This window comes from Sulfitobacter sp. PR48, from assembly GCF_028807335.1.
In the GTDB taxonomy this organism is placed as follows: domain Bacteria; phylum Pseudomonadota; class Alphaproteobacteria; order Rhodobacterales; family Rhodobacteraceae; genus Sulfitobacter.
Genome location: NZ_JARAMM010000009.1, coordinates 117,262 through 141,670, shown reverse-complemented (window position 1 = coordinate 141,670; position 24,409 = coordinate 117,262). Strand labels below are relative to the sequence as shown.

General features: G+C 61.3%; 23 protein-coding genes, 1 tRNA gene and 1 pseudogene. 5 read left to right on the top strand and 20 right to left on the bottom strand.

Annotation, left to right across the window (positions count from 1 at the left end; genetic code table 11):
* Nucleotides 1-21: 21 nt before the first annotated feature.
* Nucleotides 22-1,074, top strand: coding sequence for an SAVED domain-containing protein (locus PVW51_RS13730; protein WP_274575600.1), 1,053 nt, complete (start codon nucleotides 22-24; stop codon nucleotides 1,072-1,074).
* 58 nt (nucleotides 1,075-1,132) lie between these two features.
* On the opposite strand, the gene PVW51_RS13725 is transcribed toward PVW51_RS13730, so the two are convergent.
* Together PVW51_RS13725 and PVW51_RS24305 are read right to left on the bottom strand one after the other, a co-directional pair.
* A complete protein-coding gene (locus tag PVW51_RS13725) occupies nucleotides 1,133-1,720 on the bottom strand; it encodes a DUF2285 domain-containing protein (protein WP_443288118.1) in 588 nt (195 codons plus the stop codon).
* Nucleotides 1,721-1,770: 50 nt separating this feature from the next.
* A pseudogene (locus PVW51_RS24305) lies at nucleotides 1,771-1,899 on the bottom strand (transcriptional regulator domain-containing protein); the annotation flags it as partial.
* A 50-nt stretch (nucleotides 1,900-1,949) separates the two neighbouring features.
* Here PVW51_RS24305 and PVW51_RS24300 point away from each other — a divergent pair.
* Nucleotides 1,950-2,204, top strand: a complete 255-nt coding sequence (locus PVW51_RS24300; RefSeq protein ID WP_443288091.1) for a hypothetical protein — start codon at nucleotides 1,950-1,952, stop codon at nucleotides 2,202-2,204.
* Between the two features lie 169 nt (nucleotides 2,205-2,373).
* On the opposite strand, the gene PVW51_RS13715 is transcribed toward PVW51_RS24300, so the two are convergent.
* The 3 genes from PVW51_RS13715 to PVW51_RS13705 form a co-directional block, all read right to left on the bottom strand.
* Nucleotides 2,374-2,622 carry a helix-turn-helix domain-containing protein gene (locus PVW51_RS13715; protein WP_054540357.1) on the bottom strand — a complete coding sequence of 83 codons (249 nt, stop codon included), beginning with the start codon at nucleotides 2,620-2,622 and terminating at the stop codon, nucleotides 2,374-2,376.
* Nucleotides 2,623-2,883: 261 nt separating this feature from the next.
* Nucleotides 2,884-3,285 carry a single-stranded DNA-binding protein gene (locus tag PVW51_RS13710; RefSeq protein WP_274575597.1) on the bottom strand — a complete coding sequence of 134 codons (402 nt, stop codon included), beginning with the start codon at nucleotides 3,283-3,285 and terminating at the stop codon, nucleotides 2,884-2,886.
* A 552-nt stretch (nucleotides 3,286-3,837) separates the two neighbouring features.
* A complete protein-coding gene (locus PVW51_RS13705) occupies nucleotides 3,838-4,254 on the bottom strand; it encodes a hypothetical protein (protein WP_274575596.1) in 417 nt (138 codons plus the stop codon).
* 341 nt (nucleotides 4,255-4,595) lie between these two features.
* Between PVW51_RS13705 and PVW51_RS13700 the strand changes: the two genes are divergently transcribed.
* Nucleotides 4,596-5,786: a DUF3800 domain-containing protein gene (locus PVW51_RS13700; RefSeq protein WP_274575595.1), complete on the top strand. Its 1,191-nt coding sequence runs from the start codon at nucleotides 4,596-4,598 to the stop codon at nucleotides 5,784-5,786.
* Nucleotides 5,787-5,886: 100 nt separating this feature from the next.
* Here PVW51_RS13700 and PVW51_RS13695 read toward each other — a convergent pair whose 3' ends face one another.
* The 3 genes from PVW51_RS13695 to PVW51_RS13685 form a co-directional block, all read right to left on the bottom strand.
* The gene (locus PVW51_RS13695) at nucleotides 5,887-6,822 is read right to left on the bottom strand and encodes a DUF2493 domain-containing protein (RefSeq protein ID WP_274575594.1); all 936 of its coding nucleotides are present in this window, start codon (nucleotides 6,820-6,822) and stop codon (nucleotides 5,887-5,889) included.
* Nucleotides 6,823-7,151: 329 nt separating this feature from the next.
* Nucleotides 7,152-8,189 (bottom strand): DUF7146 domain-containing protein, encoded by a 1,038-nt coding sequence (locus tag PVW51_RS13690; RefSeq protein ID WP_274575592.1) that lies wholly within the window; start codon nucleotides 8,187-8,189, stop codon nucleotides 7,152-7,154.
* 96 nt (nucleotides 8,190-8,285) lie between these two features.
* Nucleotides 8,286-10,415 (bottom strand): ParB/RepB/Spo0J family partition protein, encoded by a 2,130-nt coding sequence (locus PVW51_RS13685; protein WP_274575591.1) that lies wholly within the window; start codon nucleotides 10,413-10,415, stop codon nucleotides 8,286-8,288.
* A gap of 190 nt (nucleotides 10,416-10,605) precedes the next feature.
* Here PVW51_RS13685 and PVW51_RS13680 point away from each other — a divergent pair, with 190 nt between their 5' ends.
* Nucleotides 10,606-11,310 carry a queuosine precursor transporter gene (locus PVW51_RS13680; RefSeq protein WP_274575590.1) on the top strand — a complete coding sequence of 235 codons (705 nt, stop codon included), beginning with the start codon at nucleotides 10,606-10,608 and terminating at the stop codon, nucleotides 11,308-11,310.
* Between the two features lie 26 nt (nucleotides 11,311-11,336).
* On the opposite strand, the gene PVW51_RS13675 is transcribed toward PVW51_RS13680, so the two are convergent.
* From PVW51_RS13675 to PVW51_RS13665, 3 genes are all read right to left on the bottom strand, one after another.
* A complete protein-coding gene (locus tag PVW51_RS13675) occupies nucleotides 11,337-12,203 on the bottom strand; it encodes a hypothetical protein (protein ID WP_274575589.1) in 867 nt (288 codons plus the stop codon).
* A 131-nt stretch (nucleotides 12,204-12,334) separates the two neighbouring features.
* Nucleotides 12,335-13,528 (bottom strand): DUF932 domain-containing protein, encoded by a 1,194-nt coding sequence (locus PVW51_RS13670; RefSeq protein ID WP_274575588.1) that lies wholly within the window; start codon nucleotides 13,526-13,528, stop codon nucleotides 12,335-12,337.
* Nucleotides 13,529-13,678: 150 nt separating this feature from the next.
* A tRNA-Arg gene (locus PVW51_RS13665) sits at nucleotides 13,679-13,755 on the bottom strand.
* 501 nt (nucleotides 13,756-14,256) lie between these two features.
* On the opposite strand from PVW51_RS13665, the gene PVW51_RS13660 reads away from it, so the two are divergent.
* A complete protein-coding gene (locus tag PVW51_RS13660) occupies nucleotides 14,257-15,783 on the top strand; it encodes a peroxidase family protein (RefSeq protein ID WP_274575587.1) in 1,527 nt (508 codons plus the stop codon).
* Between the two features lie 37 nt (nucleotides 15,784-15,820).
* On the opposite strand, the gene PVW51_RS13655 is transcribed toward PVW51_RS13660, so the two are convergent.
* The 9 genes from PVW51_RS13655 to PVW51_RS13615 all read right to left on the bottom strand — a co-directional run bounded on the left by PVW51_RS13655 (nucleotide 15,821) and on the right by PVW51_RS13615 (nucleotide 24,324).
* Nucleotides 15,821-17,041: a cysteine desulfurase gene (locus PVW51_RS13655; RefSeq protein WP_274575586.1), complete on the bottom strand. Its 1,221-nt coding sequence runs from the start codon at nucleotides 17,039-17,041 to the stop codon at nucleotides 15,821-15,823.
* Nucleotides 17,041-17,619 carry a YIP1 family protein gene (locus PVW51_RS13650; RefSeq protein WP_274575585.1) on the bottom strand — a complete coding sequence of 193 codons (579 nt, stop codon included), beginning with the start codon at nucleotides 17,617-17,619 and terminating at the stop codon, nucleotides 17,041-17,043. Before PVW51_RS13650 ends, PVW51_RS13655 begins: the two co-directional genes overlap by 1 nt.
* A complete protein-coding gene (locus PVW51_RS13645) occupies nucleotides 17,616-18,104 on the bottom strand; it encodes a YIP1 family protein (RefSeq protein ID WP_274575584.1) in 489 nt (162 codons plus the stop codon). The genes PVW51_RS13650 and PVW51_RS13645 overlap by 4 nt, the downstream gene beginning before the upstream one ends.
* Complete coding sequence (gene sufD / locus PVW51_RS13640) at nucleotides 18,104-19,384, bottom strand: Fe-S cluster assembly protein SufD (protein WP_274575583.1); 1,281 nt, start codon at nucleotides 19,382-19,384, stop codon at nucleotides 18,104-18,106. The genes PVW51_RS13645 and sufD overlap by 1 nt, the downstream gene beginning before the upstream one ends.
* On the bottom strand, nucleotides 19,384-20,139 hold the full coding sequence (gene sufC, locus PVW51_RS13635; protein WP_269362007.1) for a Fe-S cluster assembly ATPase SufC: 756 nt from the start codon (nucleotides 20,137-20,139) through the stop codon (nucleotides 19,384-19,386). The genes sufD and sufC overlap by 1 nt, the downstream gene beginning before the upstream one ends.
* A 54-nt stretch (nucleotides 20,140-20,193) precedes the next feature.
* Nucleotides 20,194-21,114 (bottom strand): FkbM family methyltransferase, encoded by a 921-nt coding sequence (locus PVW51_RS13630; RefSeq protein ID WP_274575582.1) that lies wholly within the window; start codon nucleotides 21,112-21,114, stop codon nucleotides 20,194-20,196.
* Nucleotides 21,114-22,649 (bottom strand): Fe-S cluster assembly protein SufB, encoded by a 1,536-nt coding sequence (gene sufB, locus PVW51_RS13625; RefSeq protein ID WP_269362005.1) that lies wholly within the window; start codon nucleotides 22,647-22,649, stop codon nucleotides 21,114-21,116. Before sufB ends, PVW51_RS13630 begins: the two co-directional genes overlap by 1 nt.
* 15 nt (nucleotides 22,650-22,664) lie before the next feature.
* Nucleotides 22,665-23,762, bottom strand: a complete 1,098-nt coding sequence (locus PVW51_RS13620) for a cysteine desulfurase family protein (protein ID WP_274575581.1) — start codon at nucleotides 23,760-23,762, stop codon at nucleotides 22,665-22,667.
* 103 nt (nucleotides 23,763-23,865) lie between these two features.
* Entirely contained in the window at nucleotides 23,866-24,324 is a 459-nt protein-coding gene (locus PVW51_RS13615; RefSeq protein WP_269362003.1) for an Rrf2 family transcriptional regulator, read from the bottom strand.
* Nucleotides 24,325-24,409: the final 85 nt, after the last annotated feature.

Below are 24,409 nucleotides of genomic sequence, written 5' to 3'. Positions count from 1 at the left end.
AAACGCCTCGACGGGGACCTCGTGACGGGCGATCTGGCTAAGAACCATGCCTACCTAGCTCATATCATCGCCTCTGACCCGGGCGGCGAACGTGGCCACCCGGTCCTGTCGCACCAACTCGCGGACGATCCTGACAACCTGATGCTGATGTGCGATCCGCACCACCGCGAGATCGACGATCCCTCCAAGATCGACCGCTACACCGTGGACGTCTTGCAGGAGATGAAGCGTGCCAACGAAGAGCGGATCGAGCGGCTCCTCGAGAACCCGAATGCAACGCCCGCACATATCCTTCGGATTGCTGCGGCGATCGGCGACAACGAGACAGCCGTTCCGCTCCGGGACTGTATCGAGGCAATGAGGCCCGAGTTCACCCCGGCGGATCGGCGTCCCATCGATATAAAGATCCGCGACATTGCGCAGAAGGACAGCGATTCCGACTACTACCCCGTCGTCATCGATGCACTTCGCAAGAAGATCGAGCGGGAGATCGACGGAAGGTTCGCGGACGGTGATCTCGAGCATCTCGCGGTGTTCGGTTTCGCGCCCATGCCAGTCCTAATGGAGCTTGGTCGACTGCTTTCAGACTTGTCGGCCGTTTCAGTCTACGGCAGGCACAGGGAGCCAACGCCGGGCTGGGCCTGGCCGAACGATCGTGAACCTATCGAGTTTACCTGCGTCCCTGGGGCCCCCGGTCCGAAGAAAGTGGCGCTGAAGATCTCCGTAACCGCCGGCATCACAGATGATCGTATCGTCCAGGCACTGCCTGACGAACCAGTTTCCATCTGGGAAATCCGGAGCAACAAGCTGGGTGCGTCTGAGCTTCGCTGCAAGGATGATCTCTCCCGCTTTCGAGAACTCGTCGGCAAGTCCTTCGACGCCATCAAAGATCAGCATGGAATGGATGTGAACTTGTCTGTCTTTCCAGCCGTTCCTGCCTGCTGCGCGATCGAGTTCGGTCGGACGTGGCAACACAAAGTCCACCCCCCGTTCTCGATCTACGATCAGGTTCCGGAACAAGGATTTCAAAACCGGCACACGATCGGGCGACAGACGCCTAGAGAAAAAAACTGACTCTCCGAAGGATGGGTCGAAACCTATTGGCGTTCCATTAGTTGACCAGCGAGGATTATCATCGATGCGGCATTGGCTGAAGTAGCCTACGATACCCCCCCTCTACCATCTCTCGTCCACCCCTTAGCAAAGCCATGACAGCGAAGCGCTCCGGTGCGCTCTGCCACTCGTCCCGGCTGACCCGGGATAGCCGAAAGATCGCTTCGGCTATCTCGCGCTGCGACGCTCCGGCCGAGCGCCCATCATAAGCCTGCAACATGCGTTTGGCACGCAGTCGCTTTTGGCGGGTGAGGCGTTTGTCGACAGGCACCTTTCTGCCGTGCAGCTGTGCGAGCAACCTGTAGATGGCATCGAGACGGGCGAAACCATCCTGATCGAGCGGCACGATCGCCACCAGCCGATTGGTGTCAGGGTCTGATTGAAGAATCTGGAGACGGCGTTGTTCACCGGCATCAAGAAGATGGTGGAGGCCGTCTTGGGCGCGTCTGGTTGTCCCTGTGGGCAGGATCGTCGGTGAGGCCGCGTCGTCCAGGACCTCCGGGACATTTTGCAGCAGGACCACCGAGAGATCGATCTGGGGTTCCCAGAGCGCGCAGGCTTTTGGAGCTGGGAGCTTTGGATCTGCCGCGAAATCGTAACCCCCCATTTGTCGAGGAGCGCTTGCCTCAGAGACGCGTCGTCCGGTGCGGCCTTGGAAAGGGTCGCGTAGTCTCTTGCGTAGTGCTTGTTTCGGCGCAGCCATTCCCATGCCAGATCAGATGCGCCAAGGCGCTCGACGTAGTCGTAATCGGCCGTGGAACGCCAGCCGGACCGATCCGACGGCATGACAAATCCCGTTCGCCAACATTTCTGAAACGCTGGAAACTATACACGTATTGATTGATTTTCAGGAGTCTGGCCCAGCCGGTATCGGCGGGTTTCGGCGTGAGTCAGCCGTTCGGGCCGTCACCACCGCTCTTGAGCAGTTCACGATAGCCGTGTTCGGTCATCCAGCGCGCTCGGGCAAGGTGACTATCATAGACGCCCCTGCAGCGCTGGGGTTCCGCTTTCGGATCAAGGCCGAACAGGACTTCGACTACTTCCTGCTAATCAGCACCTTCCTCGGCAGCATCGAACAGGCGGAGGTATAGGACCATGTGTGATCGGTCATACTCGGTCAGCGTGTCGCTGTCCGGTGGCGCATCCAGAAATGTCGTCTCGCCCTGTGCCATGTCCCTACAGGATCGCAGAAACGACCCCCCTCCCGAAGTTGCCTTTTCGTACAGGCGCGCCACCGAAACCCACGTCAACCGGCTACGATCACTTGGCCTTTTCCGCCTTGTTCAAGTCGATCAAGACGCCTTCACCCTTATCCGAACGCAGAAAGGTGATGCCTGCATCCTCGAACACCCGGCGCACCTGATCCTCGGTCGACTCGTAGACACGAAGATCCTTCTCGGATTCGAGCCTCTTCAGTGCGGTCAGTGATACCAGGGCCTTATCGGCTAGCTCCTGCTGCGTCCATCCCAGCAATGCGCGCGCGGCCCGTGATTGTCGGGCGGTGATCATGATGATCACCTCCCACCCGGCCATTCACACATGCCAGAACTACGACTATTTTAGTCGCACTCCCCGGGGCTTGCCAGTGATCATCGCGGTCAGCTGCCGTTGCGGGCGCCGGATCGCGTGGGAGCCGAGCGAGGCGCGACTCACTGCCTATCCGGCCGCTGCGCGCGGCGGGATGTCGCCGAATGATACGAAATGTGATCCGGGTCGGACAGGGCCATCGGAGAAACCCGGCGGCTCGCGCCGCCGGGTTTCGTTGGTGTGTCAGGACTGGTCGTCCTCATCGTCGATGAAGGTGGGATGCTCGTCCTCGGCCTGCTTGGCCTTGGTCAGGAAGTCGACCGTCTCGGCGATGATCTCGCAGCCGTAGCGGTCCACCCCGGCGGCGTCGGTCCACTTGGTGTAGTGGATGCGGCCGCGGACCAGGAGCTTCATCCCCTTCTCGCAATACTGCTGGACCGTTTTGCCGAGGCCGTTGAAGCAGGTGATGCGGTGCCATTCGGTGTCCTGGACGCGGTAGCCGTTCTCGTCGCGGACGACCCGGCCTTCGGAATAGCGCGGGCGAGAGGTGGCAAGGGTGAAGGAGGTGATCGAGGTGCCGCCCTGGGTGGTGCGGGTCTCGGGGGTCTGGCCGATGTTGCCGGCGAGGATAACGATGTTCTGCATGATATGTCTCCGTTGCTTCATCCGGAGGGACCGTCCCTCCGATGAGGTCCGTCAAAGACCGCGGGACGTGGCCTGCACGGACGCTCCGGCGTCCGCTTGACCCCCAAAGGCGGGACGTGGCGCGGGCAGGCGTGGCACACGCCAACACGAGTCCCGCCGCGCGGGGTTGCTGGCCTCGGACAGACGGGCTTAGGGGATCAATCAGGAGGAGGGACAGGTCTTCACGGGGGAGCGCCAACGGGGACGCAGTGCCGAACAGTCTTCCTCGCGAATGGCAACTTGGGCCCCAGATCGCGCACCCAAAGGGGATGAACCTCTCGCATACCCTGATACCTGCCACCATTGCGCGTATCCGAAGGCCAGAGACCGCGGGTAGACCCAAGCGCATCCGGCACCGTTCGCAACACCACCTGCTGCAATGCTTCGGCCCGTCGGAGGTCCTGCCCTGAGAAAGGGATGTTGCGGGGCCCGCCTGCGAGCCCCCAAGGACCGCCGAAGCACAGGTCAGAACCGCCCCTGCGACGACACGACGAGGTTCGACCGCACCTCAGCCTACGGGTCGAGAAGCCCCTGCCCCAAGGCGTTGAGGTTGATCATCGCCGCAACCGCCACGACCGCGCCGCAGCCGCCGCAGAGAAGCGTTAGCATGACACCCGGTTCCAGCGCATGTTTCGCGACGCCATGGGCCAGCGCGTAGCCCGCCACGGCGGCGGGCACCGCAAAGAGGCCGAGCGCCCCGAGCCGCAGGAAGGGGTTTCGAGCGAAACCGAGAATGGCGATCACGAGCGCGACGGACACCGCAGCCCCCGCTAGCCCGGCGAGGAAGGACAGGTCGAAACCGGCACCGCCCTCATGAACCTGCAGGAACGCGGCGATCCCGGCCATGACTGGCAGGGCGAAGACCGCAAAGCGAAAGGCCAGCACGCCAAGGGCGATGGACAGAGAAATGGCAAGAAGAACAAGCGACATGAACGCCTCCATGGGTCTGTGACTGTTGGGATCACGACAGGCTGCCCGAATGCGCGCACCGCCTGCGACTATGCTGCTTCGCCGGTTCTGCTGGATGGACTATGCCTCAAGATCACAGTTTTCCCAAGCCGGGAGAAGCATGACAGCGGACCTTCGCGTAAGTTCCATCAAAAGATGGGACTGCAGACTTCGCCGCCGTTCGCGGCAGACGCGAATGGCTCCAAGGACAAGGTCGAAAGCGGGCCCGCGTCTCAACTGCAGATTCGCATGCGGTCCCGTTCACGTTGCCTGGCATCAACAAAGGAGCCATATCTTTCTAAGACGCAACTGGGACCCAGAAAATGTTCGCCTACGTGGATGAAACCGGCAACACCGGCAAAAACATCTTTGACCCGGATCAGCCTGACTTTTTCACCGGTGCATTGATCACAAAGACAAATTTCGACGTTCTGCATGGAAAGACGCTCCAGTCGATTTCCATCCGAGCGGGCGTCCCGGCCCTGCATGCCTCCGTGGTGGGAATGGGGCCAGTCGAGAACGCAGCGGGCGACATCTTGAGCCTACTTAAGAAGATCGATGCCCGCTTTTTTGTTTCTCGTGTAGAGAAGCGATACCTACTGGCAACCAAGGTCTACGATATTTTCTTCGATTCAGGAGAGAATCCGGCTGCTTCGTGGTCTGCGTATAACATTAAACCTTTGAAGATGATCCTTTGCTTCAAGGTTGCGACCTTGATCACTGAGCAGATTGCTCGCGACTTCTGGGATATGCTAATGGCGCGGAACGAAAAGTCTGCCCGCCAGAAGATTCCCGGTATCTGCGAAGCTCTTTTGGCGCAGGTGCCGACTTTGGCAGATGCGCGCTCACGTGAAGTCGTAACCGAGACGCTATCATGGTCTCGCGATCATCCAGAGGCACTCGACATCTTCATTGCGGGACGACAGGCCAAGAATGGCCACATGCCTAACATGGTTGCTTTCGCAAACCTTCTCGATGGCCTGGAGGGTTTCTCGAAACGTTGGCGTCGGCCCTTAAGGAAAATTGTCCATGACCGACAGTCTCAGTTCGAGGGGTCGCTCGCTGAGTGGCATGAGATGTTCTCTAACGCTTCCGATGAGCCCATCCATCGACCGGGCGAAACCATTGTGTTTCAGAAGGTGGCGGGGTCTACCTTTGAGGTTTCCGCTTCGGACGACAGCGCCGGAATCCAGGTCGCCGATCTGATCTTATGGTTGTTTCGGCAGCTTCTCTCTGGAAAGCGTCTCCCGCCCGCATCGGGGCGGCTTCTGAACTATGTTTTCAAGAAGGGGTACCACAGCGACTTTTCTTTCGATGGAGTCGGTCAGCAGGTGGAGGAGCAATATCGTCAGATAATGGCGACGGAACTGACTCCTGAGATGGAGCTGGTAGCTCAGAAGATGATCGCGGACAACGAACAACACCGCCGCCGAATGATCGCTGCCTACGAAGAGGACGGGTTGATGCCGTACCAGCGTCCCCCATTAAAGCTCACAGGAGAAGATCAGACCTAAGAGTTTTCAAGAGCTTGGCCCGGATGTCTGTTGCTATGCGCGTGAATGTCCGATTTGACGCGATAGTACCAGGATGAAACTATCGAGCAAAAGGCGGCTCTCACGCGCCGCCGTCATGCTTCACCATGGGGATACCCAGCTTGCGGGCCTTGTCGGCGAGGTTTTCCTGAATTCCGGTGCCCGGGAAAACCAGCACACCGATCGGCAGGACGTCCAGCATCGCATCGTTGCGCTTGAACGGCGCCGAGCGGCCGTGCTTGGTCCAGTCGGGCCGGAAGGCGACCTGCGGCACCTTGCGGTGATCGGCCCAGCGGGAGGCGATGAGTTCCGCGCCCTTGGGTGAGCCGCCGTGGAGCAGCACCATGTCCGGGTGCTTGGTATGGACCCGATCAAGGCGCGACCAGATCAGGCGGTGATCGTTGAAATCCGCCCCGCCGGTCACGGCCACCTTGGGGCCTTCAGGCAGAAGCAGCTGCGCCTCGGCCCGGCGGCGGGCGGCTAGGAAATCCCGGCTGTCGATTATCGCGGCGGTCAGGTTGCGATGGCTAACGCGCGAGCCGGTCCGGGGATGCCAGGGCTTGCCGAGGTGATGCTCGAAGCCTTCGGCGGCGAGGTCGCGGAAGAGTTCCAGTGCGGTGCGCCGTTCGACCATGCTCTGCCCCTCAGCCACGAGGCGCTCGAGTTCGAGGGACTTCACCTCGGAGCCGTCCTGTTCCCGCTGCAGGCGGCGCTGCGCCTGTTCGTTGTCGTCGAGCTGCCGCTCGGCCCGGGCCAGCGCGCGGTGGAAGAGGTTGACGGCGCCCCAGAGCAGTTCGTCGAGATCGGGCTCGAGCCGCGTATCACCCAGCGTCGCGATAAGGGCGTCGAGGATATCGGCGACGGCACCGGCGATCTGGTCGCCCTCGGGCAACGGGCGCGGATCGGGTTCATCTTCATAGGGGCGCCAGCCGTAGAGCTGGAGTTCGGTCAGGACGTGAGCGGTTGAAGATGTGCTGTGAAGCGGCTCATGGACATCGGTTTCGGGATCGAGGGTCATCTGCGGGTTCCTTCCTCGGGGGAGCCACGCGCCACACGCGGCCTTCGTGGCAGGAACGCGCCCATGGGCGGGACGGCCGGGCAGCCCGAGCCTTTCGCGAGGGCCTTGATGGCCAAGCCCGGCTATTTTGCCTCGCGATGCAAAGCGCCCCATTGGGGCGCGGCGGAAAATAGCCGGAGCGCGGCCATTGCCGGGCCGTTCCGCTTGTGGGCCCCCTGCCCTCTGAGAAGGCCGTGCGCGCTGGCCTTTCCCGTGGTTAGGAGACGCACGAGACACACCTCCGAAATTGATGCTGTGAGCCGCGCAGCGCCAGCTGGATTGCCGCCCTGTCACACCGGCACGAACCGTGCGGCGTCCTCAGCGTGGAGATGCAACCGCAACCGCGCCTGCAAAGCCGCCAGCCCATAGCGCCGGAGATCGTCGTTGCAATCGCCCAGTCGTGAGGTGAGCGTCAGCACGTCGATTCCGGCCGCGCCTGCGCGCGCCTCAAGTCGATCCCTCGCCGCCGCGCCAGCAGGGTCACGGTCGCGCAATACGTAGAGCCGCCGCAGCCCTGCAGGAAACCGGATTGCAGCCAGGTGCCCCGACGAGAGTGCCGCGAGGGCGGGCATGTCTGGCAGGGCCGATCGCACGGAGAGTACCGTTTCGATCCCCTCGCCCGCAATGAGCACGTCACCTGGTTCACCGAACCACACCCCGTTCCCGAGCAAAGCCCCCATCGCGCGCCGCGGTGTGTCGATATCGGCCTTGGCGTTTCCGTCGGTGCGCAGCCAGGTGCGGTGGGTCCCGGTCAGGCGGCCCTCGAGATCGGTGATGGCGGCCAGCATGGCCGGAAGCCACGCAACCGACCCGCCACCCTCGGGCCGATAGTAGCAGGCGGGATGGAACCGCAGGCTTAGCATTTGGTCGGCCGATCCGATGCCGCGTCCGCGGAGATAGGTTTCCACCGGAGTTCCACGGATGGGCACGGCCATTGCAAACAGGCGTCGCGCCGCTTCCTGGGATCCGGTAGCCGCTGGTGACCGAGACCTTAAAGAATGCGGTCGAGGTGGATCAGGCAAGGGCAGGTTCAAGAAGCGCCGGGCCTCTTCGGCGACGCCCTTGAAGTCGACCAAGCCGCAGCTTTCGCGGATGACATCGAGCAAGTCGCCATGCTGTCCCGTGGCCGCATCAGTCCATTTTCCGGCGGCTCGAATGCCGGAGGCTGGCCCGGACAGTCGGACGAACATGGATCGGCCCGGGGTGTTCTGAACGTCGCCCACCAGCCAGTAGTGACCCTGCTTCCGTCCATTCGACAGATAGTATCGGCACACAGCCTCGGCGTTCTTGGCAAGTTGGCATGAGAGCTCAGCTGCAGAACTTGTCATGGCAACCTCCATCAGGCTTGGATGAAATCAGGGGCCCGCCATGACTGACGTGCCCCTGACTTTGGACCTTGGGGAAGGTCCCGTGCTGCTCGTAGGTCACTCGGCGGCTGTCTTGGCGAAGGCGTCACCGGCGACGGGATCATCTTCCTCCATCGGGTCGGAGTCTCCGATAGCCGGTTCGCCGCCGTCTTCCGCCGATTGCGCTTCGATGCTGTCAGGATTGACTTCCGAAGCGTCATCGTCGGTGCGGTCCGCCTCGTCGACCAGTTCGATCTCCGGGACGTCCTCTTCCGGCAGCGGTGGCGTGCGTAGAGGTTCGGGCAGCCAGCCGGTGCCCACGAGCAGGTCCTCGGCAGCCGTCACCATCCCCGACTTCTTCAGCCCGGCGATCCGGTCAGCGGCGTCCTCGCCCTTTGCCTCGCACACGGCTTCGAGAACGCGGGCCTTGGTCACGCGGCCGAGGTAGCTGTCGCCCGTGGCCGTCCAGCCCGCCTTGGCCATGTCGAGCCCGACGGTCCCGGCCAGCACATCCGCATGCGCGATGGCGCGCGGGCGGCGCTGGTAAGGGTCGTGGACGGCATTCACGCTCATTGCCACACAGTGGGCGAAGAGAGCCTCGCGGCTGCCGCTGTCGAATTCGGTCAGGGCCTCCCAGAGGTCCTCGGGTGCTTTCGGCAGGTTGCGCGCCCAGGTCTCGTGGCGCTGGTCGATGGCCTGCGCATAGGCCGTGTCGCCGAGGCCCGGCACCTGTGATCCGAAACCCGCGTTGCGCGGTTCGATCTCGACGCAGCTGTCGACGGCGTAGCGGTAGAAGAGCCGCAGGACCATCGCGTGCAGCGCGGCGAGGAAAGCGACCTGCGGATCCTGGGCCAATGCATTGCGCAACGCCAGGGTACGGTGGGCCGTCAGGTCCATGACGAGGCGGTCGGAGAGCGGTTTCAGGCCGTCGTCCTCTTCCTCCTCTTCCGAGGCCGACGTAACGGTGTCATCGGTGTCCTCGACCGGCGCTGCTTCCGGTGCGGCCTCGCCGGTGTCCTCCACCTCCTCGACCGGCTCATCTTCGGGCCGCACGTAGCCACGCTCGACACGCAGACGCCCGGAGCTGTCGACGCTGACGAAGGCTCCTGCCAGCGCGAGGTCTTCGGCCTCATACCGGATCGGGCGTGCCTCGAGTGCCTCCATCGCCTCCTCGATCTCGCCCAGCCGGGCATCGACGTCCTGGGGCAACTCATCGGCCTCTGCATGCTCGGTCTCGAATGCGTCGTATTCGGCCTTCAGTGCCTGGTAGCTGGCGGCTTCTTCGTCGCTCATCGGCACCGCCTCGCCATGGACCCGGCGCATCCCGAAGGTGTGGCCGTAGGGAAATTCGGTATCGACCTCGACCCATTTCCAGCCCTCGGCACGGATCGCTTCGGCCTCTTCGGCCAGCTTTTCGCGCACCATGACGTCGAGAAGGGCGGCATCCTGCAGCCAGCCGCCGTCGTCCTGCTGGAACAGGTCGCGCAGGATCTCGCCCCCGGCCTCGACGTAGTCGTCGAGCCCGACGAACTGCGCCCGCTTGTCCGACGCCCGGACCGCCCCCTCGGTCAGCATGCGGCGGATCTCGTAGGGCTGACGCGAATAGTGCCGCTGCAGCGCCTCCCAGACCTGCTCCTGCCGCGCGTGATCGGGGTTGACCGTGAAGGCCATGAGCTGGTCGAGCGTCATCTCCTCCTCGGCATAGGCGTCGAGCAGCGACGGCGCGACCGCGGCGAGCTTCAGCCGCTGTTTGACCACGCTGGCCGAGACGAAGAAGGCCGCGGCGATTTCCTCCTCAGTACGGCCTTTCTCGCGCATCGCCTGGAAGGCGCGGAACTGGTCGAGCGGGTGCAGAGGCGCGCGCTGGACGTTCTCGGCCAGGCTGTCTTCCTCGGCGAGCCCATCCGTGCGCACGATGCAGGGGACGAGCGCGGTCTTGTTCATGCGCTTCTGCTTGACGAGCAATTCCAGCGCCCGGAACCGCCGCCCGCCCGCGGGGATCGTGTACATGCCGGTCTCGGCACCGCTGTCGTCCAGCACGGGCCGCACGGTGATGGAGCTGAGTAGCGTCCGCCGGGCGATGTCCTCGGCCAGTTCCTCGATCGACACGCCCGCCTTGACGTGGCGCACGTTCGACTGGCTGAGCATCAGCTTGTTGAAGGGAATGTCGCGCGAGGCGCTGAGGGTGATTTTCTGTTGCTTGGTCATCGGGATATCTCCGCGACGGGCCAGCCGGGAGCCTCTCTCCCGACCTCCAAACCCGTCACGGAAAACCCGGCCCACCTCTTACTCTAGATGGCATGCGCGTTGACTGCGCGCGCCGATCTTTGCACCTTATGTTCGAAGCGCCACAATCCATGCTATGGTTCACTCGAATCCCAATTACAGGTCGCAAGGTATGCAAAAAGAAGACCGACTAGACGCTACCACAGCTGAGACTTCATGGATCATTCTTGGAGCTATCGGTCTCTTTTTCACTGCCGTTATTGGTTCGATACCGCTAAGCGTAAAAGTTCACTCTTTCGATTTCTTAGGCGGGATTCTTATCCCAACGGGAACAATTCTTTTTAGCCTTTCTTATCTTTCGACGGACATCATTTGTGAATTGGATGGCAAGAAGGCTGCGGTAAGGATCGTTCTGATTGGGATTGTGATGCGAGCTTTTCTCGCATTCATAACACTGTTTTCGCTCTACGGAGAGGATTTGACAGGGATATCGAACGCCGCCTTTTGGAGTTCTGAAAACGACAGCGCATTTGATTTCGTCATTGCATCGTCGCAAATGATCATTTTCGGAGGCATCATCGCGTTTGCCATATCAAGCTATGTAGACGTTTCAATTTATTCATTTTTGAAGCGGAAGCATGGTTCAAAAAATCTCCTGTGGCTGAGAAACAATCTTTCAACGATAGCGGCTCAAGTCGTCGGGACTACTATTTTCGTGCTTATAGCATTCTATGGGCGACTGCCCCTGAATGCATATTTATCGATTATCGCGGGGCAAATCGCCTTCAAGACACTGTTCGCGATTATAGATACTCCACTCTTATACATGGCCAGAAATGTTGGATCGGGTCGACGGCTATTCGATTTGCGCGGATAAGACTATAGATGTTTTTGATCTCTCGGCTACCCACCAATTTGCTTGAGCATGGTTTCGTCGTCCAGTCGTTGATAGTCCATTCCCTTTAATATCACCGACCAAAAATGACCGTGATCCCTAAGCGGGTCGAGTCGATAGATCTCATCGAACTCGTCCAATGACTTTGCTTTGTACACGGTCGCACCCGATGCAGAACGGTAGGACATCGTGTCAGCCGCGCAAAAGTCATGTGTACCCCAAACATGCGAAAGCATGCCTTTTTCTTGCATGTCGGCGATGTGGTCATGCCACCAGATCACTTTTTCATAGTGAGCAAGTTTCCTGAGATCATCCCAAGCCATGTATTCTGGAGGGTTCATGCCATGTATTAACACGCGTACAGGACGCTCATCTGCCTTCATGATACTAGACGAACTATAGGGTACGATCGGGTTCTCCGGAGTGGCCGGTTGATATTTTCCTACGAAGCTTGGCGCTGCCTTGAAATGAGATAGTGACTTAGAGATTTCTGCCTTTGCAGCATCATCTGCTTTTTCGAATAGGGCATTTCGCGACAGTTCTAAACGCTTGAAATCATCTTCGCGGTCATTCTGTAATGGGGTCAAAAGGACCGTTTTGTATCTAGAGTACAAACGAAGCGGATCATTTGACAGTCTTTCATCAAGCTCGCGTAGCGACTCAACGCGATGAACAATTATTCGTAGGTCTGTCAGTTCAGACAACGCTATCTGACTGAGAACTTGGTGCGATCCCCACATATATGGCGCAGCGTCGCCGGTCATAGCCTCAGCCTGCTCATGCCAGTCCATGACGCGCCGTAGACGCTCTATTTTTTGTTCCCGTGGCCAGCTAGTAAAGTCTCTCGGATTCGAAACGAATACCATCACTTCCATAGGAAGGTCCTCCTGCCAGAAAATGAATAACTGATAGACTCCAGCCTGCAACCGCAAGGACAAGCGGTCAAGTGCTTGGAGAGGTGGTGTTCAGCGGTGCCACCAGTTCGGCACCGCTTCGATGAAGAGTTTCAGACGACTTTCTCCAACAACGCCTTCGCCTTCCCCTCCATCACCAGCCGCGCATCCTGCTGTGGCTTCGACCGAGCCACCGCGGTGATCCCCTGCACGAAGTCGAAGACGCTCTCGGGCGGGCGGCCTTCCTCGGCCAGGACCGTCTCGACGATCCGCCCCGTCTCTGCCTTCGAGAACCCGCGCTTGCGGAGGAAGTCCTGCCGGTCCTCGTCCGATCGCGCGACGATCTTCTCGCGCGCCGCGCGGATGCCGTCGATGAACGGCGCGGGCGAGGACTCGGCGAAGCGGCTGAGCGCCGGGGCGGCCTCATGGGCGAAGCGGGAGGCGGCGTATTTGGAGTGCCGGATGGTGATCTCCTGGAAGTCCTCGACCCCCCAGAGGTTGCGGTTCTGGCAGACCGCCCGCAGGTAGAAGCTGGCGATGCCGAGCGTCTTGGCGCCCACCTCGGAATTCCAGCAGTAGAACCCCCGGAAATAGAGGTCGGGCGAGCCGTCGGGCAGCAGCCCGGCCTCGATGGGGTTCAGGTCATCGACGAGGAACAGGAACACGTCGCGGTCCGAGGCGTAGAGCGTCGTAGTCTCCTTCGTCACGTCCATGCGCGGGTTGTAGATGCCGGTCGACCAGTCGAGCACGCCCGGCACCTTGCAGCGTGTGTCGCCCGTGCCATTTCCGGCGATGCGCTGGACGGCGGAGACCAGTTCGTGGTCGAATATTCGGCCGTAGTCGGGGCCGGTGACGGCGCGGAGTTCCGTGCGACCGTTCGCGACCTCCATCGTCTTGATCTGCTCGGCCCGGTGATTGGTCAGCCCGTATTGCAGGTTGATGCCCGCCAGCGGCGCGGGCAGCTGCCGCAGATAGGCGGCGGGCGCGCCGACGAGGCTCGAGAGTTGGCCGAAGGACCAATGCGTCGGCGCAATGGGTTCATCTGCACCCGGCAGGACAAGCCCGAGCTTCTCCGGGTCGTCGCGATGCGCCTCGACCCGGATCGCCGCACTCTCAACCGTGCGCGTCCGGCTCCGTTCCGCGCGGCCTTTGACCGAGGTGAAGAGATCGTCGAGCGAAAGATACCGCTCGTCATCGGGCCGCGAGAACCACTCGGAAGACACGCGGTCCACATTCTCGCCGCGCGACACATCCACCTTGTAGCCGCCGCTGATATCACCCCCGGCATCGATAATTTCGGTGTTCATTGGGAAACCTCCGCGACGAGCGCCGGAAGCCTCTCCTCCAGCCTTCAACCCGTCACGGCCCTCCCTGCCCGCCTCTGACTCTCAAGACGTCGAAAGGCAGGGGCAAGCGGCACCGTCGCAGGGCTGAAAAACGATAAATTTGGGGGGAAGTGGCGCACCCAGTAGGATTCGAACCTACGACCTTCGCCTTCGGAGGGCGACACTCTATCCAGCTGAGCTATGGGTGCAAACTGCTTACGCAGTGCTTACTTCAATTTTCCGCGGGATTAAAGCAAAGATCAACAGCCCCGCAAGCCACTGATCTAAAACGTTTATTTTCACTCGCCTTCACACACGGAACCCTTGACACCAGCCTTCGGAGGGCAGCGCTCTATCCAGCTGAGCTATGGGTGCTTACCGTGTCGCAATGCTGTGGCAATGCTTACGTGAACTTTTCGCGAGTTGAAAGATCAGAAAGAGGGCCTCGCAAATCCCGTTCCGATAATCCTTTTCTTCTCCTCTTTGTCCCCCGGCCCCTTCGCATCTGCCATCCGAAGGCAATGCTCTGGCCGAAGAGCTGGTTCACAGATGCTCCTATACATAAGCCATCCGGCCCCCGCAATGCCTCCGGGTATGGTTTTCCGGACTTATGCGACGGGGCGGTCATGCATCAAGATACCCGCAATAAGGGAATCTGTTAGCCAGTAGCCTTCAGTACCAAAATTTTTTTCACAGAAATGGAGATTATCATGACCAAGCAATATCACGGGCTGTCGCGTCTCGACCAACTTGCCAAGACCTGCCTTGAGGGCAATGGCCCCAATGCCGTCTTTCCCCGCGTGCTGGACCGGATGCTCAAACGCAACCCGGTGCATATCGAGAACATCAGCCATGCCGATGTGATCGACGCGCTGACGGACCTATCCGTGACCATGGGCAAGGACGAACAGACCGATGGCCCGGCAGAGGCCGGGATGACCTTTCTCGGACAATTCGTCGACCATGACATCACGCTGGATGCCACCAGCGCATTGGGGTCGCGCATCGACCCTGCCACCATCACGAATGTGCGCACCCCCAACCTGGACCTTGACTGCGTCTATGGCGCGGGGCCCGAAGCCTCGCCGCATCTCTATGGCAACGGGGCAGCCGAACAATTCCTGATGTTCGGCCGCGAGGAAAACCACCTTGATTTCGCGCGCACCTGTGCCGGCAAGGCATTGATCGGCGATCCGCGCAATGACGAGAATGTGATCGTGGCGCAGATCCAGAGCATTTTCATCCGCCTGCACAACATCCTGATGACCTACCGCAAGGAGGAAGGCGACAAGGCCAAGGACATCAAGGCCTGCGCCATGGCGGGCATGGAGCCGGAGGTCTGGAACGACCATGTTGTCCCCTCGCTGGAAGACTTCGAACAGGTCCGCCGCTTTATCCGGCTGCATTATCAGTACATTGTCTGGAACGAACTGCTGCCGTCCTTTGTCGATCAGGCCTGCCTGAAAGCAGCCTGGCAGGGTGATCTGCTGCCGCCGATGGCGCCGGTCATGCCGGTGGAATTCACCGGTGCGGCCTACCGCTTTGGCCATGCGACAACGCAGTTCCAGTACAAGCTGCGCAAGGGGGACGCCCCGATGGGCCTGTTCTCGACCCTGGGGTTCGGCCCGCGGCCCGAAAGCGCCAATATGGAATATGACGTGATGTTCCACATGAAGGGCGGCACGGCCCATCAGCACGCGCGTCCCGTCGGCACCGGGCTGGGTCTGCCGCTGCTCAACCTGCCCTTCGTGCATGATCCCATCCACCTGAAGGACATCGACCACACCCTGACGCTGGACCAGTCCCGCAACCTGGCCCTGCGCAACATGATCCGCGACCGCTATACCTATGAGCTGGCCAGCGGCCAGATGGCAGCGGATCATTTCAAGGTGAGCAAGCGGCCCCCGGTGCCCGCCCCCCTCAAGGACAAAGGCTTCAGGAAAACCCCGCTGTGGTTCTACTGTCTGCAGGAAGCCGAGGACTTTGGTGCAGGCAAGCTGACCGGCGTCGGTGGCAACCTGGTTGCCGGGGTGTTCGCCAACCTGCTCAAGCGGGACAAGGCGAGCTTCTATCACCTGCCGCATTTCAAACCCTGGCACGGGTTCGGTGGCAATCACAGCGTGCTGGCAGGCATCATCGCCTTTGTCGAACAGCACTATGGCGACGTGGAATACGCCAAGCACCTGCGCTGCGGTCCGACCGAAGCGGCATGGAAGGCCAATACCCCGGCCGATTGATCCGGCAAGATCCGGTCTCGGGGGTCAGCCCCCGAGATCAGGCAAACAGATCATGGGCCAGTTCAAGCGCCTCGACCAGCACATCGACTTCCTGCGTGGTGTTATAAAGGCCGAATGAAGCCCGGCAGGTCGCGGTCAGGCCAAGGTGATCCATCAACGGCCCCGCGCAATGGTGCCCTGCCCGCACCGCGACGCCCTTTTTGTCCAGAATGGTTGATATGTCATGGGCATGGGCCGCCCCATCCAGCGAAAAGCTGAAGATCGCGGCCTTGTCCGGCGTCGTGCCCTGCAGTTGCAACCAGTTCAGCCCGGACAGTTTTGAAACCGCATAGTCGCGCAGGTGATCTTCATGGGCGGCAATATTCTCCATGCCAAGCGCCATCATGTAATCCAGCGCGGCGCCCAGGCCGATGGTCTGCACGATGCCGGGCGTCCCCGCCTCGAACTTCATCGGCGGATCGGCATAGGTCACGTTTTCCTTGCTGACTTCGCGGATCATGTCACCACCCCCGATGAAGGGGCGCATCTCGGCCATCCGCTCCTTGCGGATGTAGATCGCGCCGGACCCGGAAGGACCATAAAGCTTGTGGCCCGTGATGGCGTAGAAATCGCAGCCCAGATCGCGGACATCGACCGGCATATGCACCGCCCCCTGCGAACCATCGACCAGCACCGGCACGCCCTTGGCATGGGCCGCCGCCGTGATCGCCTTCACGTCCACCTTGGTGCCCAGCACGTTGGACAGCTGCGTGACCGCCACCAGTTTGGTCCGCGGGCCGATGGCATCAATCACCGCCTGCGGGTCCAGCGCACCGGTGCTGTCGGTATCCACCCATTTCAGCACCACACCCTGCCGTTCGCGCAGGAAATGCCAGGGCACGATATTGGCATGGTGCTCCATCACGCTCAGCACGATCTCGTCGCCCGCTTCCATGTGTGGCATGGCCCAGCCATAGGCGACCAGATTGATCCCCTCGGTGGTGCCGGAGTTCAGCACGATCTCATCCTCGGAGCCGGCATTCAGGAACCGCGCCACAGTGCCACGCACCGCCTCGTATTTGTCTGTCGCGAGGTTGGACAGATAATGCAACCCCCTGTGAACATTCGCATATTCCATCGAATAGGCATTCGTGACCGTATCGATCACCACCTGCGGCTTTTGCGCCGATGCGCCGTTGTCCAGATAGACCAGCGGTTTGCCGTTCACCTCGCGCGCGAGGATCGGAAAATCCCGGCGGACCGCGTTTACATCATACATCACGTGACTCCCTGGGCGCCCAGCCCGATTAACGTCAACAGGATTCCAAGGCCGATTATCAGCCCGACTGCCGCCGCGACCAGCACCGCAAATGCCTGCCAGATGGAGGCAAGATGCAGCGCAGCGGCCACGAAATTCAGAAAGATCCAGAACCCCCAGACCGCAACGGCCAGTGACAGCAACAGCGCCAGCGCCGGCAGGAGAAAGGACATCACGATGATCGCAACTTGTGCCAACGCGCGCAGGGCCTGGAACCAGATCACTAGCGCCAGCACATCGTCCAGCGATCCCGACCCACCCAGGGCCAGCCCGGCCCAATACATGCCATGCACATAGATCACCATCATCCCGGCGATGATCACAAACAGCGCAAGGGGCCGTTCAACATAGCCCGGCAAGGGGAATTCGGTATCGGAGGTCTGGAATATCACAAACAGCAAGGCGGCATTGCCGACAGCAACCAGCGCCAGCGCCGTCCAGAGCACATCGCGCGTCAGCCGCAGCGCCATGATCTGGCCTGCCGCGTCACGCGGGGCGCGCAGGGTCGTCCGCACCAGTTCTACCAATGCCGGGTTCATCCCGCCTGCTCCGCCATGGCAGCGCAGTATCCGGCGGCCCAGAACCATCCAAAGATGCCCAGCCAGACCAGCCCCACAAGGTTCATCTCGATCCCCGGGCCGACAAAACCCGCCGTCAGCCCCCAAAGCAACATCACCGGTGCCGCCGCCAGCAGCGCCCAGAACAGCGCGATCCGCGCACCATAGCCCCCCGGCCCGCGCCCGAAGGCACGCCCGGCCAGCTGGCTCAGCGCGGCAACGGCGTAAAGGATCAGCGGCGCGATGAACAACCACGCCAGCAGCGTGCCGCCCATCAGCATGCCCAGATCCTCACCGGTGACATAGGCCTGCCGCGCCAGACGTGGGGTCTGCGCAACAAAGACCAGCAGGCAGCCGATCATCAGATAGAGCAGCGCCCGGTCCTCGCGTGCGCCCTGCCCCAGCAGCCGGCGCACCACACGCCCCGGCCCCCGGTAGGTGGCCACGATATCGCGTGTCGCCGCCATCAGCCGCGACGACGGCCCAGCCAGGCGGCCATACGGGTGTTGATCTCGTCCCGAAGGGTCTCCGCCTCAATTTCCTCGACGGCTTCGGCAAGGAAGGACAGGGTCAGCATATCCGTGGCCTCGGCCTGCGGCACCCCGCGCGACCGCAGATAGAACAAAGCATCCTCGTCAATCGCACCCGAGGTGGACCCATGCGAACAGGCGACGTCATCGGCATAGATTTCAAGCTCGGGCTTGGCCAGGAACTGGCTGTCCTCGTCCAGCAGCAGCGACTGGCTGATCTGGTAACCGTCGGTTTTCTGCGCGCCTGCCTTGACCAGGATCTTGCCCTGGAACACGCCGGTCGCACCGTTGCGCAGCACTTTCTTGAACACCTGGCGGCTTTCGCAATTCACCGCGTCATGAGTGATGAACACCGTGTCGTCATGGTGAAACGCCCCATCGCCCACACAGGCTCCGGCCACATGCGCCGAGGCGTCATCGCCGGTCAGTTCGATCACGCAGTCATTGCGCGTCATGACGCCGTTGACGGTCAGCGTGAAGCTCTTGAAGGTCGATTCCGCGCCCAGCCGGGCAAAGACATGCGTGGCCGCGCGCCGTTCATGGTCGCGGCCCTGCGCGCGCACATGATGAAAGGATGCACCGTCGCCCACGTCGACTTCCATCACCTTGTTGAACCGCGCCGCCGCCGGTCCGTTTTCGAGCACCGTCAGCTCGGTCCCCGCGTCCAGCTTGATGAGGTGATGCAAGATCACATCAGAAGTGGTTGATTCATGGCGATAAACGATGCTGATCGGCTTGCTTGCCGCACCGGTCACATGGATCAGAATGCCATCGGTCGCAAAGGCCGTGTTCAGCGCCGCAAGGGGCCGAGCCACGGGCGTCTGCCCGTTGGTTTCCAGCGTCCCGTAAAGATCGCGCGCCCAGTGCAGATCGCTGTTCGCCTCTGCCAGCCGCTCGATCCGCACGCCTTCAAGGCTCAGATCATCGGAGGCTTCGGCATCAAAGACACCGTCGACAAAGACGATCTTCACCCGGTCCATGCCGTCAAACAGCGGTGCCTCGTCATTCTCAAACACCGCCGCCGGTTCCGGCGTGACCTGGGTCAGCGTATCGGGGCGGGTGTATTTCCAGTATTCATCCCGGCGTTCCGGCAGCCCCATGGCCCGCAGGCGGTTCACCGCATCTTCGCGCGCAGGCACCGACCAGCCCCTGCCCGGTATGCTCAGGGCCGCAATCCGTGCGTCCGTCAGGTTGGTCTTTTCCGCAGCCTGGGCCATTACGCCACCTCTGCGAGGATATCGGCATAGCCATTGTTCTCGACCTCAAGCGCCAGCTCGGGGCCGCCGGTCTTGACGATGCGGCCATCGGCCATGATGTGCACGACATCCGGTTTGATGTGATCCAGCAGGCGCTGATAATGGGTGATGACAAGGAAACCACGCCCTTCGGAGCGCAGCGCGTTCACGCCTTCGGCCACCAGTTTCATCGCATCCACGTCCAGACCTGAATCGGTCTCGTCCAGGATGCACATCTTCGGCTCAAGCATGGCCATCTGCAGGATTTCATTGCGCTTTTTCTCACCGCCGGAGAATCCCATATTGACGGGGCGCTTCAGCATCTCCGCGTCGATTTTGAGGTCCTTGGCCTTGGCGCGCACCACTTTCAGGAAGTCGGCAGCCGACATTTCCTCTTCGCCCCGCGCCTTGCGCTGCGCGTTCACAGCCGTGCGCAGGAAGGTCATGTTGCCCACACCGGGAATCTCGACCGGGTATTGGAAGGCCAGGAACAGACCCGCCGCCGCGCGCTCCTCGGGCTCCATGTCCAGCAGATCTGTCCCCAGCAGGGTGGCGGATCCTTCGGTCACCTCATAGCCGTCCTTGCCGGACAGCACATAGGACAATGTCGATTTGCCGGAGCCGTTCGGCCCCATGATCGCATGGACCTTGCCGGCCTCGACCTCCAGATCAACGCCTTTGAGGATCTGCTTGTCCTCTTCTTCCAGTTTCACGTGCAGGTTCTTGATGCTCAGCATGTCGTCGTCTCCTTCTTGGCCGTCACGGCCCTTATCCATTTGAAAATCAGCAGCTTATGCCGGTTTTCTCATCCATTTCGGTAGCTTGTTGAAAAAATCTTTCGGCACATCCGGTGCAAGGACGCCCCGTGTGGCAAGGTGATCGAGGCAGGCAATCACCAGATCATAAGACCCGAACACCCCCGCCGCCGCGATCGCCAGTTGCGCGACCTGTGCCTCGGGCCATTCATCCATGTCGCGCGGGTCGCGGATATAGACGGCATCCCCATCCAGCATCTGGCTGCGGAAATGTTCCGTCTTCATCGCGCTGCGCATGGAGTTGCCCAGCGGGACCGACTTGATCGCCGCCATCTTGTGCAGGACAAACCCCTGATCGCGCAGTTCCAGATCAACCTCGGCCCACATCGGCTCATTGGCATACATCTGGGCAAAGCGGACCTCGGGGATCACCGCAACCGCCTCGCTCAGCGTGTCACGGCCATGTTCCAGCACGTCCAACTCGCTGCCCTGGATGTCCATCTTCAGCACATCCGGACGCGGCAGTTCATCGCGCGGAATGTCATCCAGCGCAATCAGGTCAATCTCCACGCCCGCGCCCTGATTTGCAAACCAGCCGGGCCGGCCCAGATAGCTGACAGAGCGTTCGTCCATCTTTAACAACGACCCCAAACCGGTTGATTTATGGGGATAAAACATACCCCTCCCGGTCTTGCCCAGGGCGCGCTGGACGAAATGTGTGTTGGGTCCGGCCTGCGCCTGCAAGGCGGCAAAGGCCTCCGGCTCCGGCTCGAATCCCCAGACCTCGCAGCCGCCGATGTCCAGCAGCTCCTTGTAGTCCGGCACGTTGACCGGGTTGGCCCCCACATCCGCGATCCGCAGCAGACGGTCCACCCCCGTCACGGAACGCAGGTACGCGATCCGTCCGCCCAGCTGCCGCAGGGCCGATTTGGGCATATCCGACGCCCCGGTTGTCATCAGCCGACGGACCCTTCCAGCGAGATCGCCACCAGCGCCTGCGCCTCCATGGCGAATTCCATCGGCAGCGCCTGCAGCACGTCCTTGCAGAACCCGTTGACCACCAGTGCCACGGCTTCCTCCTCGTCCATCCCGCGCGAGCGGCAATAGAACATCTGGTCATCGTCCACCTTGGATGTGGTCGCCTCATGCTCCACGCGGGAGGAGTTGTTCCTGACCTCGATGTAGGGCACCGTATGGGCCCCGCATTTGTCGCCGATCAACAGGCTGTCGCACTGGGTATAATTGCGCGATTCCTTGGCCTTGGGGTGCATCGACACCAGCCCGCGATAGGTGTTCTGCGCCTTGCCCGCCGAAATCCCCTTGGACACGATCCGCGACTTGGTGCGCTTGCCCAGGTGGATCATCTTGGTCCCGGTGTCGGCCTGCTGCATGTTGTTGGCAATGGCGATGGAATAGAATTCACCCTGTGAATCGTCGCCGCGCAGGATGCAGGACGGGTATTTCCAGGTCACGGCCGATCCGGTCTCGACCTGCGTCCACATCACCTTGGCCCTGTCACCCCGGCAATCGGCGCGTTTGGTGACAAAGTTATAGATCCCGCCCTTGCCGTTCTCATCGCCGGGATACCAGTTCTGAACGGTGGAATATTTCACCTCCGCGTCTTCTTCGATGATGATCTCGACCACGGCGGCATGCAGCTGCGATTCATCGCGCTGCGGCGCGGTGCAGCCTTCGAGGTAGGACACGTAAGACCCCTTGTCGGCGATGATCAGCGTGCGTTCGAACTGGCCGGTATTCTCGGCATTGATGCGGAAATAGGTGCTCAGTTCCATCGGGCAGCGCACACCCGGCGGCACATAGACAAACGAGCCGTCGGAAAACACCGCCGAGTTCAGCGTGGCATAGAAATTGTCCGACACCGGCACGACCGAGCCGAGGTATTTCTTCACCAGCTCGGGATGTTCGCGGATCGCTTCGGAGATCGAACAAAAGATCACGCCCGCCTTCTTCAGTTCCGCCTGGAAGGTCGTGCCGACGGAGACGGAATCAAACACCGCATCCACAGCCACCTTGCGGCCCTCGGCGGGCGCATCCTCTGCCCCCTCGACCCCCGCAAGGATCATCTGCTCTTTCAGCGGAATGCCAAGTTTCTTGTAGGTTTCCAGCAGCTTGGGGTCCACGTCGTCCAGCGACTTGGGCTTTTCGGCCATGCTCTTGGGCCGGGCATAATAGAACTGATCCTGAAAATCGATTTCAGGATAATCCACCATCGCCCATGTGGGCTCCGTCTTGGTCAGCCAACGGTCATATGCTTCCAGCCGCCAGTCGGTCATCCACTGCGGCTCTTCGTTCTTTTCGGAGATCAGCCGCACGATGTCGGGCGACAGCCCCTTGGGCGCGTAATCCATCTCGATGTCGGTGGACCAGCCATGTTTGTACTTGCCGCCCACTTCGCGCACCGCATCGACGGTATCCTGATCGACGCCGTCCTTGACGTTGTCCTGCTCTTTCACGATGTCCAAAGTCATCATCCTTTCCCTGGGCGTTTACGCGGCCCGTTGTGCATGTCGTTCGAGTTTCGCGGCCCATGCCTCGGCAAAGCGCAAAACATCGTCCTCGGTTGTCTCCAGCCCCAGCGAGACGCGGATCGCGCTTGCCGCCTCTGTGTCGTCATATCCCATGGCGCGCAACACGTTGCTTGCCTTGACCTTGCCACTGGAACAGGCCGACCCTGCGGAAATGGCAAATCCGGCCAGGTCCATCTGCATGACCTGGGTTTCACCCTTCCAGCCTTCGGTCAGGACGCAGGAGGTATTGGGCAGGCGCGGCACCTCTTTCCCGACAAAAATAGTCTTCTTTGACGCCCCCGCAAGGGCCACCTCCATAAGATCGCGCAGCTGCGCAACCCGGTCCCAGGCGCCTGCCGCCACATCCCGCGCCGCCGCCTCTGCCGCCGCACCAAACCCGGCAATCCCGATGATGTTCTCCGTGCCCGACCGGCGGTTCATTTCCTGCCCGCCACCGCGCAGGATCGGCTCAGGATCCGAGGCGGTAAAGTTGATCAATGCGCCGACGCCCTTGGGCCCGCCCAGCTTATGCGCCGACAGGATCGCATAGGAAGGTGTTTCAGCCTCGTAGATCACCGGCATCTTGCCCGCCACCTGGGTGATGTCGCAGATTACCGAATGCCCGGCCCCGCTGCCCGCCACCTGCCGTTCCGGCAACATCACACCGGTTTCGCTGTTCGCCGCCGAAACCGCCACCAGCCCCTCCGGCAGCGCCGCGCGCCAGTCAGGCGCCATCCGGCCCTCACGATCATAGGCCGACGCCAGATTCCGTTCACCCCACACGGCCAGACAGTCATGCTCCGTCGGCAGCGCCGCAAATGCGCCGCCATGCCGCGCCTTCTGCGCCACGGCAAGGGCAGCCGCCTCGGTCGCGCTGCCGGTAAAGATCACCTGCGACAGCTTGCAGCCGACCAGCGCCGCAACCTGAGCCCTTGCACGCTCTACCAGAGCTTTTGCCGCGCGCCCCTCGGCGTGCACGGAAGACGGGTTTCCGGCAAGATCCATCGCCGCAATCATCGCTGCCCGCGCCTCCGCCCGCAAAGGCGTGGTGGCATTATGATCCAGGTAGATTCTCATCGTTTCTTTTTGGCCCCAAATATTCCCAGGGGGTTTGGGGGACAGCGTCCCCCATCCATCCCTGGATCGCGTCGCGCTTGCGCGGCATTCAGATCACACCGCATCACTCATCCACCACGGCAAAGAGGTTCGGCACCGCCGGACAGGGCGCCAGTTCGTTCGAGATCACATCCGACAGGCGGGTCTGGTGCAGGAAGACATAGACATGCGCGCTCAGCCCCTCCCACAAACGGTTGGTCAGCGATTGTGCACGGCTGCCCGACAGCCCGCCGGAGGCCCCGGCCCCCTTGTGCATCGCATCCACCTTTTCATCGACCGCCGACAGGATATCGACCACCCGGATATCCGACGGCGGCCGCGACAGCCGGTAGCCGCCGCCGGGGCCGCGCACCGACGCCACCAGTTCGGCGCGGCGCAGCTTGACGAACAATTGCTCCAGATAGGGCAGCGAAATCGACTGCCGCTCAGCGATGTCGCCCAGCGAGACCAGCCTGTCACCCGGTTGCAGCGCGATATCTGCCAGCGCCACCATCGCATAGCGTCCCTTTGTCGATAGTTTCATATCCAGCCGTCCCCATTATGCCCGCATTGATTGACGCGGACGCGTGATGCGCATACATCCCTTTTCTGATCCGGTCCTACGGTCC

Coding starts and splice junctions, on each gene's coding strand:
- PVW51_RS13725 (WP_443288118.1), bottom strand. CDS start 1,720: ATGGGGGGTTACGATTTCGCGGCAGATCCAAAGCTCCCAGCTCCAAAA.
- PVW51_RS13715 (WP_054540357.1), bottom strand. CDS start 2,622: ATGATCACCGCCCGACAATCACGGGCCGCGCGCGCATTGCTGGGATGG.
- PVW51_RS13710 (WP_274575597.1), bottom strand. CDS start 3,285: ATGCAGAACATCGTTATCCTCGCCGGCAACATCGGCCAGACCCCCGAG.
- PVW51_RS13705 (WP_274575596.1), bottom strand. CDS start 4,254: ATGTCGCTTGTTCTTCTTGCCATTTCTCTGTCCATCGCCCTTGGCGTG.
- PVW51_RS13700 (WP_274575595.1), top strand. CDS start 4,596: ATGTTCGCCTACGTGGATGAAACCGGCAACACCGGCAAAAACATCTTT.
- PVW51_RS13695 (WP_274575594.1), bottom strand. CDS start 6,822: ATGACCCTCGATCCCGAAACCGATGTCCATGAGCCGCTTCACAGCACA.
- PVW51_RS13690 (WP_274575592.1), bottom strand. CDS start 8,189: ATGACAAGTTCTGCAGCTGAGCTCTCATGCCAACTTGCCAAGAACGCC.
- PVW51_RS13685 (WP_274575591.1), bottom strand. CDS start 10,415: ATGACCAAGCAACAGAAAATCACCCTCAGCGCCTCGCGCGACATTCCC.
- PVW51_RS13680 (WP_274575590.1), top strand. CDS start 10,606: ATGCAAAAAGAAGACCGACTAGACGCTACCACAGCTGAGACTTCATGG.
- PVW51_RS13675 (WP_274575589.1), bottom strand. CDS start 12,203: ATGGAAGTGATGGTATTCGTTTCGAATCCGAGAGACTTTACTAGCTGG.
- PVW51_RS13670 (WP_274575588.1), bottom strand. CDS start 13,528: ATGAACACCGAAATTATCGATGCCGGGGGTGATATCAGCGGCGGCTAC.
- PVW51_RS13660 (WP_274575587.1), top strand. CDS start 14,257: ATGACCAAGCAATATCACGGGCTGTCGCGTCTCGACCAACTTGCCAAG.
- PVW51_RS13655 (WP_274575586.1), bottom strand. CDS start 17,041: ATGTATGATGTAAACGCGGTCCGCCGGGATTTTCCGATCCTCGCGCGC.
- PVW51_RS13650 (WP_274575585.1), bottom strand. CDS start 17,619: ATGAACCCGGCATTGGTAGAACTGGTGCGGACGACCCTGCGCGCCCCG.
- PVW51_RS13645 (WP_274575584.1), bottom strand. CDS start 18,104: ATGGCGGCGACACGCGATATCGTGGCCACCTACCGGGGGCCGGGGCGT.
- sufD (WP_274575583.1), bottom strand. CDS start 19,384: ATGGCCCAGGCTGCGGAAAAGACCAACCTGACGGACGCACGGATTGCG.
- sufC (WP_269362007.1), bottom strand. CDS start 20,139: ATGCTGAGCATCAAGAACCTGCACGTGAAACTGGAAGAAGAGGACAAG.
- PVW51_RS13630 (WP_274575582.1), bottom strand. CDS start 21,114: ATGACAACCGGGGCGTCGGATATGCCCAAATCGGCCCTGCGGCAGCTG.
- sufB (WP_269362005.1), bottom strand. CDS start 22,649: ATGATGACTTTGGACATCGTGAAAGAGCAGGACAACGTCAAGGACGGC.
- PVW51_RS13620 (WP_274575581.1), bottom strand. CDS start 23,762: ATGAGAATCTACCTGGATCATAATGCCACCACGCCTTTGCGGGCGGAG.
- PVW51_RS13615 (WP_269362003.1), bottom strand. CDS start 24,324: ATGAAACTATCGACAAAGGGACGCTATGCGATGGTGGCGCTGGCAGAT.